The sequence below is a fragment of the Roseiterribacter gracilis genome, from assembly GCA_018332375.1.
GTDB lineage: Bacteria > Pseudomonadota > Alphaproteobacteria > BOG-932 > Roseiterribacteraceae > Roseiterribacter > Roseiterribacter gracilis.
In genome coordinates, this window is record BOPV01000001.1 from 3,074,166 (window position 1) to 3,087,845 (window position 13,680).

General features: G+C 64.2%; 20 protein-coding genes. 7 read left to right on the plus strand and 13 right to left on the minus strand.

From position 1 onward, the window contains the following. Nucleotides 1-13: 13 nt before the first annotated feature. The 5 genes from TMPK1_RS15380 to TMPK1_RS15400 are packed head-to-tail and all read right to left on the minus strand — an operon-like array spanning nt 14 to nt 3,384. Nucleotides 14-523, minus strand: a complete 510-nt coding sequence (locus TMPK1_RS15380) for a PAS domain-containing protein (protein WP_420244021.1) — start codon at nt 521-523, stop codon at nt 14-16. A gap of 51 nt (nt 524-574) precedes the next feature. After that, entirely contained in the window at nt 575-1,267 is a 693-nt protein-coding gene (locus tag TMPK1_RS15385) for an anti-sigma factor (protein WP_420244023.1), read from the minus strand. Then, on the minus strand, nt 1,264-1,845 hold the full coding sequence (locus tag TMPK1_RS15390; RefSeq protein WP_420244024.1) for a sigma-70 family RNA polymerase sigma factor: 582 nt from the start codon (nt 1,843-1,845) through the stop codon (nt 1,264-1,266). The genes TMPK1_RS15385 and TMPK1_RS15390 overlap by 4 nt, the downstream gene beginning before the upstream one ends. A 7-nt stretch (nt 1,846-1,852) precedes the next feature. Further along, nucleotides 1,853-2,629 (minus strand): phytanoyl-CoA dioxygenase family protein, encoded by a 777-nt coding sequence (locus TMPK1_RS15395; RefSeq protein WP_420244025.1) that lies wholly within the window; start codon nt 2,627-2,629, stop codon nt 1,853-1,855. Beyond that, complete coding sequence (locus TMPK1_RS15400) at nt 2,626-3,384, minus strand: phosphocholine cytidylyltransferase family protein (protein WP_420244027.1); 759 nt, start codon at nt 3,382-3,384, stop codon at nt 2,626-2,628. The genes TMPK1_RS15395 and TMPK1_RS15400 overlap by 4 nt, the downstream gene beginning before the upstream one ends. A 136-nt stretch (nt 3,385-3,520) precedes the next feature. On the opposite strand from TMPK1_RS15400, the gene aepX reads away from it, so the two are divergent. Both aepX and aepY read left to right on the plus strand, forming a co-directional pair. Then, nucleotides 3,521-5,194, plus strand: coding sequence for a phosphoenolpyruvate mutase (gene aepX / locus TMPK1_RS15405; RefSeq protein ID WP_420244028.1), 1,674 nt, complete (start codon nt 3,521-3,523; stop codon nt 5,192-5,194). Between the two features lie 15 nt (nt 5,195-5,209). Further along, entirely contained in the window at nt 5,210-6,361 is a 1,152-nt protein-coding gene (aepY, locus tag TMPK1_RS15410; RefSeq protein WP_420244030.1) for a phosphonopyruvate decarboxylase, read from the plus strand. Here the strand turns inward: aepY and TMPK1_RS15415 are convergent. Next, entirely contained in the window at nt 6,343-7,446 is a 1,104-nt protein-coding gene (locus tag TMPK1_RS15415) for a 2-aminoethylphosphonate--pyruvate transaminase (protein WP_420244031.1), read from the minus strand. The genes aepY and TMPK1_RS15415 overlap by 19 nt on opposite strands. A gap of 47 nt (nt 7,447-7,493) precedes the next feature. Here TMPK1_RS15415 and TMPK1_RS15420 point away from each other — a divergent pair, with 47 nt between their 5' ends. Beyond that, nucleotides 7,494-8,495, plus strand: a complete 1,002-nt coding sequence (locus TMPK1_RS15420; RefSeq protein ID WP_420244032.1) for a flippase-like domain-containing protein — start codon at nt 7,494-7,496, stop codon at nt 8,493-8,495. Beyond that, nucleotides 8,495-9,115 carry a CDP-alcohol phosphatidyltransferase family protein gene (locus TMPK1_RS15425; protein ID WP_420244033.1) on the plus strand — a complete coding sequence of 207 codons (621 nt, stop codon included), beginning with the start codon at nt 8,495-8,497 and terminating at the stop codon, nt 9,113-9,115. Before TMPK1_RS15420 ends, TMPK1_RS15425 begins: the two co-directional genes overlap by 1 nt. On the opposite strand, the gene TMPK1_RS15430 is transcribed toward TMPK1_RS15425, so the two are convergent. Next, nucleotides 9,116-9,442, minus strand: coding sequence for an SH3 domain-containing protein (locus tag TMPK1_RS15430; RefSeq protein ID WP_420244034.1), 327 nt, complete (start codon nt 9,440-9,442; stop codon nt 9,116-9,118). 75 nt (nt 9,443-9,517) lie between these two features. On the opposite strand from TMPK1_RS15430, the gene TMPK1_RS15435 reads away from it, so the two are divergent. Next, the gene (locus TMPK1_RS15435) at nt 9,518-9,892 is read left to right on the plus strand and encodes a response regulator (protein ID WP_420244035.1); all 375 of its coding nucleotides are present in this window, start codon (nt 9,518-9,520) and stop codon (nt 9,890-9,892) included. 6 nt (nt 9,893-9,898) lie between these two features. Here TMPK1_RS15435 and TMPK1_RS15440 read toward each other — a convergent pair whose 3' ends face one another. Further along, the gene (locus TMPK1_RS15440; RefSeq protein WP_420244036.1) at nt 9,899-10,156 is read right to left on the minus strand and encodes a hypothetical protein; all 258 of its coding nucleotides are present in this window, start codon (nt 10,154-10,156) and stop codon (nt 9,899-9,901) included. Nucleotides 10,157-10,307: 151 nt separating this feature from the next. Here TMPK1_RS15440 and TMPK1_RS15445 point away from each other — a divergent pair, with 151 nt between their 5' ends. Together TMPK1_RS15445 and TMPK1_RS15450 are read left to right on the plus strand one after the other, a co-directional pair. Further along, on the plus strand, nt 10,308-10,970 hold the full coding sequence (locus tag TMPK1_RS15445) for a hypothetical protein (RefSeq protein ID WP_420244037.1): 663 nt from the start codon (nt 10,308-10,310) through the stop codon (nt 10,968-10,970). A 23-nt stretch (nt 10,971-10,993) separates the two neighbouring features. Beyond that, nucleotides 10,994-11,395, plus strand: coding sequence for a GFA family protein (locus tag TMPK1_RS15450; RefSeq protein ID WP_478212886.1), 402 nt, complete (start codon nt 10,994-10,996; stop codon nt 11,393-11,395). 3 nt (nt 11,396-11,398) lie between these two features. On the opposite strand, the gene TMPK1_RS15455 is transcribed toward TMPK1_RS15450, so the two are convergent. The 5 genes from TMPK1_RS15455 to TMPK1_RS15475 all read right to left on the minus strand — a co-directional run bounded on the left by TMPK1_RS15455 (nt 11,399) and on the right by TMPK1_RS15475 (nt 13,666). Then, nucleotides 11,399-12,058 (minus strand): sulfite oxidase-like oxidoreductase, encoded by a 660-nt coding sequence (locus tag TMPK1_RS15455; RefSeq protein WP_420244039.1) that lies wholly within the window; start codon nt 12,056-12,058, stop codon nt 11,399-11,401. Between the two features lie 20 nt (nt 12,059-12,078). Continuing rightward, a complete protein-coding gene (locus TMPK1_RS15460; RefSeq protein WP_420244040.1) occupies nt 12,079-12,378 on the minus strand; it encodes a chorismate mutase in 300 nt (99 codons plus the stop codon). Nucleotides 12,379-12,411: 33 nt separating this feature from the next. Continuing rightward, the gene (locus tag TMPK1_RS15465) at nt 12,412-12,603 is read right to left on the minus strand and encodes a hypothetical protein (protein ID WP_420244041.1); all 192 of its coding nucleotides are present in this window, start codon (nt 12,601-12,603) and stop codon (nt 12,412-12,414) included. 125 nt (nt 12,604-12,728) lie between these two features. Continuing rightward, nucleotides 12,729-13,406, minus strand: coding sequence for a PAQR family membrane homeostasis protein TrhA (trhA, locus tag TMPK1_RS15470; RefSeq protein ID WP_420244042.1), 678 nt, complete (start codon nt 13,404-13,406; stop codon nt 12,729-12,731). 20 nt (nt 13,407-13,426) lie between these two features. Further along, nucleotides 13,427-13,666 carry a hypothetical protein gene (locus tag TMPK1_RS15475; RefSeq protein WP_420244043.1) on the minus strand — a complete coding sequence of 80 codons (240 nt, stop codon included), beginning with the start codon at nt 13,664-13,666 and terminating at the stop codon, nt 13,427-13,429. Between the last annotated feature and the right edge of the window lie 14 nt (nt 13,667-13,680).

Here is a 13,680-nt window from a genome sequence, read left to right on the forward strand (position 1 = left end):
AGACCAAATTCGCCTAGCCGGTTGCGGTGCGCGTCCAAGGCAGGATCTGCGCGGTTGGAGTCAGCGCATAGGCGCCGACCAGTAGCTGTTCGATCGCAGCGCCGTCGCGACGCAGTGGCAGGATCAACGTCTCGATCGTGCGCATGTCGGTGCAGCGCGTGCGTGCCGACAGCCGCACCAGACGTTGCCGCGCAACGCGTTGCGCGTCGCGCGCCTCCAACGCCGCTTCGTAATCGTGGGGCATCAATTCGGCGGCGGGCACGCTGAAATCGCGCACCAACGTGCCGGTGCGGTCTTTGCCGAACAACAAGGTGAGTTCGGTGCCGTAGACGCGATAGCGGAAATCGGGACCAGGCAACACATCGACCAACAGCAGCGACGCAAGCCACGGCGCCAGATCCTGCACGTCGATTTGCGCGCGTGACGGCACGTCGCCGTTCACCGCGCGTGCGCGACGCCAGAACGCATACAGCGCGCGCAGCGCGGGATGCTCGATCTGCAGCTCATTGTCGTTGTTGGTCATCGGCACCTCCACGTACCTGGAGGACATACGACCGGTCCAGCGCGCTGGATGTCAGACCGCTTTGAGTGCGGCGCTGTACAGCACGTTGCCGGTCGGTGTTCCGCTGACGGAACCACCACGCGGTTCTTTCGTCACCAGCATTTCGGTACCGGCATGTGCGCCGACCGCCGGCACAATCATCACCATGCCCGGACGCGCCGGCACCACGCCAAGCGAACGCAACGGTGCGCCGTCAGCCTGTTTCACCCACAGCTCGTAATCCCACAGCTGCGCGTTCAGCGTGACTGGTGCGACGCATTCGATGCGCAGCGAACCGTCGGCCTGCGCTTTCAAAACCCAGGCGGCTTTGCCGTCCTGGTTGTTCATCACCGCGAACGCGGTCGCGCGCGCTTCGCGGCCCGGCTGCACGATCAGCAATGCCGTCAGAACGAGGCTGAGGAACGCAAAGCCTGCCGCCAATGCGCGCCAACCTTGCGCGCGATCGCGACGTGTCGGTGCGGTCGTTGCGAATTTCGCGGTCGGGCCGAGACGCGCTTCGATGTTGTTCCACACCGCCGGCGGCGGCGTGATCGGCTTGGTGGCACGATCGAGCGGCGCCAGCCGCGCATGCCACGCGTCGACTTGTTCGCGCGCGAAATCGTCGGTGGCGAGCAAATCCTCAAAGCGCGCGCGCGCCGGGCCGCGCAGCGTGCCCAGCACGTATTCGCCGGCGAGACGTTCGATGGCGTTGCGGCTTGGGATCATGGTTCGAGACACCGCTTCAACGATGCCAGGGAGCGCCGGATCAGGCTTTTCATCGTTCCCAACGGACGGTCGGCCCAGACTGCAACCTCGGCGTAAGACAGTCCGTCGAAATAAGCGCGCTGCAAAGCAGCCCGCCCATCCGCGTCCAGCTGATCCATACAGCGCCGGAGCGCTGTCGCCTCTTGCATGCTCGCCAACTCCACTTCGGGGCTCGGCTGCGGCTCGAACCAAGTGTCGAGATCGCCAGCGGCCTCAAGAGGAACCTCGCGACCACGCATTTGGATGATGTCGAGCGCGCGATTGCGCGCAATGGTGCCGATCCAGGCCGCGACCGAGCCGCGACCGCGCTCGAACTTCGCGGCGTTCCGCCACACCGAGACATAGACATCCTGCAACGCGTCGTCGGCCAGCGCCCGGTCGCGCAGCAGCCGCATCAACCTTCCGTAGGTGGCCGGCGAGGTCGCGTCATACAGCCGTTTTAGCGCCGTTGCATCGCCGCGCGCGCAAGCAGCCAGCAGCGACGAATATTCTTCGTCGCGCCCCGTGTTGCTCGAAACCAGGCGCACTGCAGGCTGCATTCAATTCCTAGACGCGGAACGTGTAATCGGTCTTCCCGTCGCGTTCGACATCTGGCGGGAATTCGCGACGTTTGTCCGCGAAATACTGCACCCGGTGATCGCCGTGATCAGCCCGGTTGTAGGTCAGGTACAGAATCCGGCGCGGCGCATTGGTCTGGTTGGGCTTGGATGCATGCGGCACGAAGCTGTCGAAGAAGACGACGTCGCCGGGCGCGGTCTCGACCGGCTCCAACCCCAAATCGTCCCAGGAAAGCGGCGTCCATTCTTCGCCGATCAGGCCCTGCCGGTGCTTGCCCGGGACGAGTTCGAGACAGCCATTGGCGAGCGTCGCAGGATCCAGCGTCACCAGCGCGGTCACGAACAACGGCGCGTAGCGCGACCAGCCCGCTTGTTGATCCTGGTGCGGTTCGAATCCGGCGCTGCCGGGCAATTTGAAATTGATCTTTTCTTTGAACAGCACGGTCGGGCCGCCCATCAACTTGTCGAGCCAAAGCGACAAGCGGCCGTTGCGCACGACGCGATCGAACTCGGCGTGGAACGGGCAGAAATTCTCGATGCGTTGAATGACGCGCTTGTCCGGCTCGGTGCGGCTGGTTTCGTAATAGACCATGTGCCGCCCGGGCACTTCCGGTGCGTTGGTGATCTCGTCGGTCCAGCGCAACAGATCAGCGGTTTCGCGTGCGCTGAAAAAATTGCGCACGATCAGAAAACCGTCGTGCTGCCAGGCTTTTTTCTGCGCCTCGGACGGGTCTGCAAGATTTACGGCGGAAAATTCGGAGCTCATGCAAGCAGTTCCGGTAGAATTTCGACGCGCGCGCGGGCGGCGTCTTCGGGGAAGTCAATTTCGGTCCACGGCAGATCGGTTACGTCGACCCATCCAAACCGCGTCGCGTCGGCGAGGATCATGTCGCGGATCGCCTCTTCATACTCGTCCTTGCGGCGACCACCAGCAACATAGGCGCGCGCCCGCGTTGCAAGTTCAGCAGCGATCGCGGCGCTGAATTTGAAGAAGCCGACCGACTCGCCGTGCCAGTCATAGGTCGCGACAGGCTTCTTGCGAAAATCGACGATGCGATCGCCGGCGATGCAAAGCTTCACCGGCTCGTCGCCGGGCTCCAGACCACGATCGGTCAGGAATGCATTCTCGTGTGGGGTTTCGAGCAGCCGGTCGAGCATGCGGTGGTCGTACAGAACGTCGCCGTCCATCAGCAGCACCGGGCTGCCCGCGGTCATGACCGCATGTGCGGCGTCGAGTGAGACGACGCTGCCTTCGGTGAAGGTCGGGTTTTCGATCGTCGTCACCGTCAGGCCGGGCGGCGTCACCGCTTCGATCGCGTCGCGCAGCTTTTGTGCTTGGTGCCCCACAACCACGGTAACTTTGCGCACGCCACTGCGGTGCAGCAGATCGAGATGGCGGGCCAACAGGCTCTGTCCGCCGACATCGAGGAGGACTTTGGGATCATCCTGGCCCAGACGCCGGCCAATACCGGCAGCCAGAATGAGTGCGTGCGAGACAGATTCAGGTGCGGGGCGCGACATCAAAGCTCGGTTCAGGGGTGGCGGACACTGGTCGGCGGGTCTTTAATGATCAATTGGATCGAAAGTCACCGGGGACGACGAGCGGTCGTACAGAACCGCCGCCGGGGACGACAAGGGTAGTTGGGGGTACAGGTCTTTGGATGCACGCGTACGTACGCCGGACAGCGCCTGGATGGGCGATGCCGGCGCGAGCCAGCCGTCGGTTGAAAGCCGTCCGGCGGCGCTGAAGCGGCTGCTCACGCAGCCAGAACTCGCTTTCTTGATGGAAGCGCACAACGGTCTGTCGGCGAAAATCGTCGAAGAAGCAGGCTTCGAAGGGATCTGGGCGTCCGGCCTGTCGATCTCGGCGTCGCTCGGCGTGCGCGACAACAACGAAGCTTCGTGGACGCAGACGCTCGACGTGCTCGAGTTCATGGCCGACGCGTCGAGCTTGCCGATCCTGGTCGATGGCGACACGGGCTACGGCAACTTCAACAACGTGCGCCGTCTGATCCGCAAACTCGAACAGCGCGGCATTGCCGGCGTGTGTATCGAGGACAAGCTGTTTCCGAAAATGAACTCGTTCCTCGGCGAGGGCCAAGAGCTCGCCGACATCGTCGAGTTCTGCGGCCGCTTGCGCGCCGGTGCGGACAGCAAGACCGATCCGGATTTCCAGATCGTCGCGCGCACCGAAGCGCTGATCTCGGGCCAGGGCATGGATGAAGCGCTGCGGCGCGCCGAGGCGTATCACGCCGCCGGTGCCGACGCGGTGCTGATTCATTCCAAGCAAAAGACCGCGGCCGAAGTTCTGACCTTCATGGAACGATGGGACGGGCGTTGCCCGGTCGTCATCGTGCCGACCACCTATCATGCGACGCCGACGGAAATCTTCCGCCAGGCCGGCTTCTCGACGGTGATTTGGGCCAACCACACGATGCGCGCTGCGGTGACCGCGATGCGCGAAACCGCCGAACGCATTCAGCGCGACCAGTCGCTGCATGCGATCGAAGGCGCAGTCGTGCCGGTCAGCGAAATCTTCCGCATCACCGGCAACGACGAATACGAAGAAGCATCGCGCCTGTATCTTCCGGCCGAACGTTTGGTGCGCGGCATCGTGCTGGCTGCGTCGCGCGGCGAACAGTTGGGCGAGATCACGCAAGACAAGCCCAAGGCGATGGTCGATGTGCGCGGCCGTCCGCTGCTGCGTCGTCTGGTCGATACGATGATCGCGTGCGGTGCGCGCGACATGACCGTGGTGCGCGGCTGGAAGAAAGAGGCGATCGCCTTCGCCGACGTGCGCTATGTCGACAACGACGCCTATGAGACGACCGGCGAAGTTGCGTCGCTGGCGCAGGCAGTCAAGAAGCTCGACGGCGAATGCATCGTCACCTACGGCGACGTGCTGTTCCGCCGCTGGATTCTCGACGGGCTGCTTGAAACGGCGGGCGACGTGTCGATCGCGGTCGACGCGTTGTGGGAACGCCGCCGTTCCACCGGTCCGCGCGACCTGGTGCGTGGATCGCGTCCGTTCACCGGCTTCGATCTCGACGAACAAGTGGTGACGCTCGACGCAATCGGATCCGACACGCAGGCGCCGACCGGCGAATGGATCGGGCTTCTGCGCCTCAGCGCGCGCGGCAGCGAGCTGGTGCGTGACGAGTTGAAGGCGCTTGAGGCCGAGGGTCTGTTGGCAACGGCAGATCTGCCGCTGCTGCTGACGCGTCTGCAGAAACACACGCCGATCACGGTCCATTACGTCACCGCCAACTGGCTCGACGTCGATGACGTGCTTGATCTCGCCGATGCACGGAATTTCCCGTTCGCGGGCTGAGAGTGCGTATCCATCGTGATCACTGCAGATGAGTTTCTGACGCCGGCAATTGCGCGCGGCTGGTCGAGCTGGACCGGCGTTCCGTGCAGTTTTCTGACGCCGCTGATCAACGGCGTCGCCAGCGATCGCCGCCTGTCCTACGTGCCCGCAACCAGCGAAGGCGAAGCAATCGCCATCGCTGCGGGCGCGTGGTTCGCAGGCCGGCGTGCGGTTGCGATGATGCAGAATTCGGGACTGGGCAACGCAGTCAATCCGTTGACGTCGCTGTGCGCCCCGTTCCGCATTCCGTTGCTGACCTTGGTGACGTGGCGTGGCCAGCCGGGCTTGAAAGACGAACCCCAGCACGAGCTGATGGGCCGCATCACGCAGCAACTGCTCGACACGATGGAGGTCGCACACGCGCCCTTCCCGACCGACGCCGCGCGGATCGACGCGGCGCTCGACGAAGCCGAAGCATCGATGCATGCGCTCTCGCTGCCCTTCTGCTTCGTGATGGAAAAGGATTCGGTCGCCGACGCCGCGCTGAACGAACCGGCACGCAGTGCACGTCCGGCTGGGCAGGGACACGACTTCACGACGCGCGGCACGCGCCCGACGCGGGTTGCGCTGCTCGAACGCACGTTGGCTGTGCTGCCGAACGATGCGGCGGTGATTGCGACGACCGGCAAAAGCGGCCGCGAGCTGTTCACCCTCGCCGACCGCGAGCAGCATCTCTACTGCGTCGGCTCGATGGGCGGTGCATCGGCGATCGGTTTGGGCGTCGCGCTGCATGCCGATCGTCCGGTCGTTGTGATCGACGGCGATGGCGCGGCTTTGATGAAGCTTGGCAATCTTGCGACGATCGGTGCGGCCGCACCCGCGCGCTACGTGCATGTGCTGCTCGATAACGGCGTGCATGATTCGACCGGCGGCCAGGCGACGGTTTCATCCGGTGTTGATTTTGCGGCGGTTGCGCTTGCGTGCGGCTATCGCGCCGCGTTCACCACCGATGACGAAGACGGATTCGAACGCGCGCTGCGCCAGGCACTGACGATCACCGGGCCGGTGCTGCTGCACGCACGCATGGCGCCGGGTTCGATGGCAAAGCTGGGCCGTCCGACTGTGCCGCCCGACGCGGTAGCGCGTCGGTTCCGCGCCTTCGTCGCGCCTCAGGCAGTCGCGGCGTGACTTTGGCGCAGACGGTTGGTGGTGCGGCCGATCGCATCGACGGCGCGCTGCATGTCGCGCGCATCGACGGCGCCGATGCAGCCGACGCGAAAACTGGCGGCTGCGGTCGTCTTGCCGGGGTAGATGCGCACGCCCTCGATGCCCAGCGTGTCGTAGAACAGATTGAATTCGTACCAGGCCTCGGTCGGAGCCCGCACGGTCACGATGATCGGCGCCTGAATGGCGGGATCGAGCAGCGACGCGTAGCCGAGCTGTTGCAGCCCCGCGATCAAAGTGGCGCAGTTGGTCTCGTAGCGTTTCTGCCGCGCCGCTTGTCCGCCTTCGCGTTCGAGCAGATCGAGCGCCTTGTCCAACGCAGCGACGATCTGCACCGGCGGCGTGAAGCGCCATTGCCCGTCGCGCTCGAAGCCGCGCCATTGCGCGAACAGGTCCAGGGCAAGACTGGTTGCGTTGCGCTCGCAACGCTCCAGGTGCGCGCGGTCGATCAGCGCGAAGGCGAGGCCCGGCGCCGATTCGAGTCCTTTGTTGGACGAGGCGACCAGGGTCGTGAATTGCAGCCCCGCAAGCGGCAGCGACCCGAACCCGCTCATTGCATCGACGAACAGGCGTTTGCCGGCGCGGTGCACGACGGAAGCGATCTCGGCCAGCGGGTTCAGTACGCCGCAGGTGGTTTCGACATAGACGACGGCGACGTCGGTGATGCTGGGATCGTTGGCCAGCGCGTGCGCGATTGCGGCCGGGTCGAGCGCAGCTTCGTCGCCGACGTCGATTTTGCTGACGCGGCGTCCGTAACGTTCGGCGATGGTGACGATGCGTCGTCCATAAGCGCCGTTGATTGCGACCAGCAGATGCGCGTCGCGCGGCACCGTCGTTTGCAGCGCAGCTTCAACGCCGAACGTGCCGGATCCTTGCACCGGCACGGCGACATGGCTGCGCTCGTAGCCGTACAGGCTGGCGAGACGGGCACGAACCCGTTCGCTCATCGTGACGAATTCCTCGTCGCGCGAGCCCCAATCGCGATTCATGGCGGCCCGGACTTCGTCCGTGGTGGTCAGCGGTCCGGGTGTCAGCAGCAGCGTACGCATGGAACTAGTGATACGAAGAAGCGGTCCGCCGCGCGAGAGATGAGAGCATGAAGTTCGGGACAATTTTTAGCGCCGTTAGCGGTGTCGCAGGCGCGGCGCTCGCGGTCTGGCTGCTGCAGGAATACGGCGTCGATCGGGTCTTTGCCGCGATCGTCGGATCGGGTTGGGGCTTTTTGTGGGTCGTGCTGTTTCACTGCGTCGAGACGGCGCTGTCGGCGGCGGCGTGGCACGCGCTGGCCGAAGGTGCGCCCGACCGGCCGTCGTACAGCCGCTTCGTTCTGATCCGCTGGATCCGCGAAGCCGTGAACAATCTTCTGCCGGTGGCGCAGATCGGCGGCGAAGTCGTCGCGGCGCGCCTGCTGAAGCGCGAAGGCGCCAGCCTGCCGCGCGCAGTCGCGTGGCCGACCGCGGATCTGACGGTCGAGATGCTGACGCAGATCGTGTTCACCATCGGCGGCCTCTATTTGCTGTGGGTCGGCGGCGAAAGCGACGAGCTGTTCCAGTCGATCGCCGCCGGTCTGGTCGGCGCCACCGCCATCGCGCTTGCGGTGTTCGGTGCGCAGTTGGCCGGCGTGGCGCGCGCGCTCGAACGCGGCCTGGTCAAGTTCGGCGAGAAATTCGGCTTTGCCGGTCTCGGCAAGATCGAAGGCCTGCACGAAGCCTTGTCGTCGATTTATCGCTCGCGCCGCCGTGTGTTGCGCGCCTGTTTCTATCACCTCGCCTGCTGGATCGCGGGCGGCGTCGGCATCTGGATCATGTTGTGGTCGATCGACGTGCATGTGTCGCTGCGCGCGGCCCTGGTGATCGAAGCGCTGGGCCAAGCGATCCGCGCGCTGGGATTTGCAGTGCCGGGTGCGCTGGGCGTGCAGGAAGGTGCGTTGATTCTGGTGTCGGGTCTGTTCGGCGTTCCGCCCGACATGGCGTTGGCGCTGTCGATCGTGCGCCGTCTGCGCGAAGTCGTGCACGGCGTGCCGGCGCTGCTGTTGTGGCAGCGCATGGAAAGCCGGTCTGACCGTCACGCTGCGTTGGTGCCGGAGGCCGCGGAATAATGGACGGCCGTACCTGGACGCACAAACTTGCGACGCCGCTGGTTCGCCCGCTGCTCGCGATCGGTGCAACGCCCAACCATGTCACGACGGCGCGTCTGATCACTGGACTGATCGCGTGCGGTCTGTTTTCGATCGGCACGCGCGAAGGCGAAATCTGGGGCGGCGTATTGTGGGTCGTGTCGGCCTTTTTCGATCGGCTCGACGGCCAGCTTGCACGCATCGGCAACATGCAAAGCGCAGCCGGGCATCGCTACGACTACATGGTCGACAACACGACGACGGCGCTGTTCTTCGTCGCGATCGGATTCGGCCTGCGCCATTCCTTTCTTGGGAATTGGTCGATTCCGCTCGGCATTCTGACCGGCGTCTCGTTGCTGTTCTGCAACTGGTATTCCGAGATTCTCGAACGCAACGACACGTCCGGCAAACGCGCCTACCAAGGTGCGTTCGGATTCGATCTCGACGACGCGCTGTATCTGTTCGGCCCGATTGCGTGGCTCGGCATTCTGGCGCCGATCCTGATTGCAGCGTCGGTATCTGCGCCGATCATCACGGTGATCACCGGCGTGCGCGTGCTGAAGCTGAAGCGCGAGCAGCGTTCTGCTGCCGCGGCGGCGTAACTACTTTGTCGTCGACGAGCCGGCGGTCTCGGCCGGCTGCAGATGGTCCATGATCGCGTAGCCACCCTGGGCAAGCCGGTACCAGCCGCTCTCGCCATTGCCGTTCAAGACCTCAACCCGCTGGCCCGCTTTTAGCGAACCAATTGCCGGTGACGTGCTGGTCGGTTCGGCATGCACCGTCACACCGCCCGTCACGACCATGGTTCGCGGCGCCAGTCGATCGACCGGCGGGGTCGCGCCTGGGCTGTTCGGCGGCAGGCTTTGGGCCAGTGCACCGGTTCCGGTCAGCAGAATGAAGGCCAGCAGGAACGCTGTGATCCGTCGCATCGTTAGGTTCTCCCGTAATCAACTGGGAAAACCCGGCCGGCGCGGCCCGGGTTCCCGGAATCGGGATAGGCGGCTTTGTCGAAACCGGGTGCTGCAGTTTTGTTGGTCGATGACGACAGTCTGGTGCGCGAGACCTGTGTCGCGCTGCTGCGCGATCTCGGCTGTACGGTCTATTCGACCTGGTCGGGCGAAGAGGCGCTGGGCCTGATCCAGCGGCACGCCAGCATCGAGACGCTGATTTCCGATTTGCTGATCCCCGGCATTGACGGGCTGCAGCTGGTGGCGGCGGCGCGGCAGATCCGTCCCAGCCTGCGTTGCTTCCTGACGTCGGGTTACGCGACCGGGATCACCGATCCCGACGTGCAGTTCGTGCCCAAGCCGCTTGGTCGCGCCAAGCTGGCAATGATGGTGATGCGCGCGCCCGCGGCCCCGGTGCCGACCGAAGACTGAGTGATCTCAGCGGCGCGGCTTGGTCCGCGCCAGCACGGCACGGCCGGCGTCGGTCAGAAACCACTGTTTGCCCGCATGTTCGGTCGGGAAGCGTCCTTCGCGAAACTCGCACCAGCCGCGTCGTTCGCAGGCACGCATGGTTGCAAGACTCACGTCACCATCGCGCGCCAAGCCCAACAGATTCTCGGACAAGACGGTCAGCCAGCGGCGCTGGGGTGCGGTCGGGCGTAGCGAGCTCAGCTCGGTTTCCTCGGTCGTAGCCATGGCGTTTGGAACGCCGGCGGACGCCGACCGTCGCCCGCTGTTGCGCAATTCCATCGCTGTGCACGCCCACGTGGCGGGATGCCGAAAGCGGCGCTACATCTCATGTCCGATTAACGCTTCTATCGAGCATTCCGGTGCAGATGAGAATCGCATGAAGTCCAAATCGTCCCCGCGCCGGGCCGCCGCCTCCAGTTTCGACAGCCGCCCCCTGCCCGCCTGGGCCGGCCGCGTCGCGATTCTCGCCGTCGTCGCGGTGCCCGCCTTGTTGTTCGGCACCAGCATGCTGACCTCGAACAATCCCAGTGAGGATCTCGATACAGCGCGCGAGGCAATTTTTCAGACCGCCGAATCACAGCTCGCCGAATTCGAAACCGGCAAAGGCGCGTCGCCGGACGATCCCAAGCTGCGCAAAGTCGCCGCCTCAATCGCGGCCGACCGGCCGTCGAATCCGCTGCTCGCGGCCAAACAATGGGTGCGTTCGCTGACCAGCAAGCCGGATCCGTGCGACGAGCCCGCGCTGCGCAAGCAATTGCTGCGCGAACGCATCGCGCTGGTCGAACTGGAATCGATGACGCGCGCGCCGATCCAGCGCAGCAACGCCGAGACCGTGCTCGACCGGCTCGACGGCAATTTTGATTCGCGCCGCTACATGGTGTTCGTCGAACGCTGCGGCCTGCCGATGGAACGGTGGCAGCCGCGGATCAGCGCAGCGCGGCTCGAAGAACGCGCGCTGACCTTGCGCGGTCGCATTGCCCAGGAATTCGGGCCGCAATTCGAAAACCAGGCGCGTTCGAAACGCCGCTCGAAAGCCTGACGCAGCTTAGCTACGCTGGCTGCATGACGACACGACAAGCGGCCTGCACTTGCGGGCAATTATCGCTGATGGCCGATGGCGATCCGGTGCGGATCTCGATCTGTCATTGTCTTCCCTGCCAGCGCCGTACCGGCAGCGTGTTCGCGGCCCAGGCGCGTTTTCCGCGCGACCAGGTGCACGACATTCAGGGGCGCAGGTCGACCTATGTGCGCGCCGGCGACAGCGGCAACCGCGCTACATTTTCCTTCTGTCCTGATTGCGGGGGCACGGTCTTCTGGGAGCCGGAGACGATGCCCGACTTCATCATGGTCGCGACCGGGGCGTTTGCCGACTCGACGTTTCCGCCGCCCACCGTCTCGGTCTACGAAAACCGCATGCATGCGTGGGTGATGCAGGCGGGCGCACTACCGATTGACCACAACTGACGCTTATTTATCGCTGCCGTAGCGCTGTTGTTTCCACGGGTCGCCGTACATGTGATAGCCGCGCGATTCCCAAAAGCCCGGCGAGTCGCGATCGGTGAACCAGATCTGCCGGATCCATTTCGCGCTTTTCCAGAAATAGAGATGCGGCACGACCAGCCGCACCGGCCCGCCATGTTCGCGCGTCAATGGCTGGCCTTCCCAGTGCGTCGCTAACAGCACGTCGTCGCGTTGCAGATCGGCGAGCGGCACGTTGGTCGCGTAGCTGTCGTAGCTTTTGAGGATGACGAACTTCGCGTCCGGTTTCGGCTGCGCCAATTCGATCACGCGATTCATCGATACGCCGCGCCAGCGATTGTCGTAGCGCGACCAGGCGGTGACGCAGTGAATGTCGCTGGTCCGCTCGACCGGCGTTTCGCGCTGCAGGTCGTCCCAGCTCCATTTGAACGGGCGTTTCACCGCGCCAAGGACGTTCAACGTCCAGTCTTTTGGATTCAAATTCGGCTGCGTGCCCAGATCCAGCACCGGCCAGTCTTTGACCAGACGCTGCCCCACCGGCAGACGCTCGCGCCCCTTTGATTCCTGAGGGCCTGGATCGGGCGCCAGCAAGCGACCTTCCTGGGCCCATTTCTCTTTCGAGCGGATCAGCTTGTCGCGGTCGACCATGGCGTCACCCGATTTGCCACTTAGCCAATTTGATTATCGGACGCTGCGACGTGATGGCGGATCACTTCATTGATGATGAAGTTAAGCAGCTTCTCGGCGAAATCGGGATCGAGATGCGAATCCACCGCCAGGGTGCGCAGGCGCTGGATCTGTTCGCGTTCACGGCTGGGATCGGCAGGCGGTAGGCCCATCGTCGCCTTCAGGTGACCGACCTGCTGCGTGACCTTGAATCGCTCGGCGAGAATGTGAATCAGCGCCGCATCGAGATTGTCGATGCTGCGCCGGTATTGCGTCAGCTCTGCAGGAACGGTCTCGGTCATGACGGCTCAACCCGTGGATGGGCCGCCATTTAGCTAGTTCAGCCGCCGCCCGTCCATGTCGTCGAGCTGCAGCAGCGCGCGCAAAATATCTTCGTACAGCGCGACCTGATCGAACCGGCCCGCTTGCCGCGCCGCATTGGACAAATCGGCAACCTCGCCCATCGCCGCTTCGCCGTGGCGAACGTCGAGCTGCATTGCCAGCATCCAGGCACGTCGTGTGGTCATGAAATAGAATGTGGGGTGCAGGCCGCCTGCGAACAGTGCGGTCTCGCAATGGTCACAGATGTTAACCGGCTCAGGCGAGTGCCGCTCGCACGCCCATATGCGAGCGAAGCTCGCAGGGCAAACAATCAGGCGAGCGCAGCTCGCAAGGCGAAGAAATGCAGGGTCGCGCCTGCGACGACGAGTACATGCCAGACCGCGTGATGAAACGGCACGCGCCGCGCGACATAGGCGACGACGCCAGTCGTGTAGGACAGGCAACCTGCGCTCAGCAGCACGGCGCTGTCATACGGCAAGCCTGCGAGAACCTTGTCGCCATAGATCGCAACCGGGATCCATCCCATCGCGAGAAACAACGCGGCGCTGTATTGCTCCAGCCACGGCTCGCAGCCGCGGCTGAGACAGACGAATTGTTCGATCGCGATAATCGACGCGGCGGACCACAGCCCAGCCAGCAACGGCGGCAGGTCACGTGCGGGCAACGATACCGCTGCAAATGCGGTCCAGCTGCCGGCGATCAGAATGCCGATTGCAGCGTGATCGAAGGCGAGAAAGAGACGCTTCTTTCGTTCGCAGACGCTGGCGTGATGCGCAGTCGAAGCGCCCATCGTAATCAGCGCCGCAATGCAAAAGGCGATGCAGCTTGCGATCGTGACGCTCGATGCGCGCACCGGCGGCAGAACGATCAACGACACGGCAGCCAGCAAAGACAGCAACGCGCCGATGCCGTGCGTCCAGGCATTGGCGCGTTCTTCGCGTTCAGTTGGTCGACGCGTCGTGACGCGCGACTGCGCTTGCAAATTCACGGGCGCACGGACGCGCCCTTTTAGCGGCGCGTGGGTCGCCATCCGGTGCGGTCCAATACGTCGCGTACGATGCGCGCATAGTTGCTGCGCTGCTCGTCGGTCATTGCGAATTCATCGCCTTCGGCCAGCGCGCGATCACGGATCTTGTCCAGGAATCGCAATTCGCTCGGGTTGGCGCGACGTTCGGCGCCGGCTTCCGCCAGACGCGCACGCTCACGCAACACGACATCGCGATCAGCTTGGGTTTCGACTTCGATCATGTGCACTCCTGCCA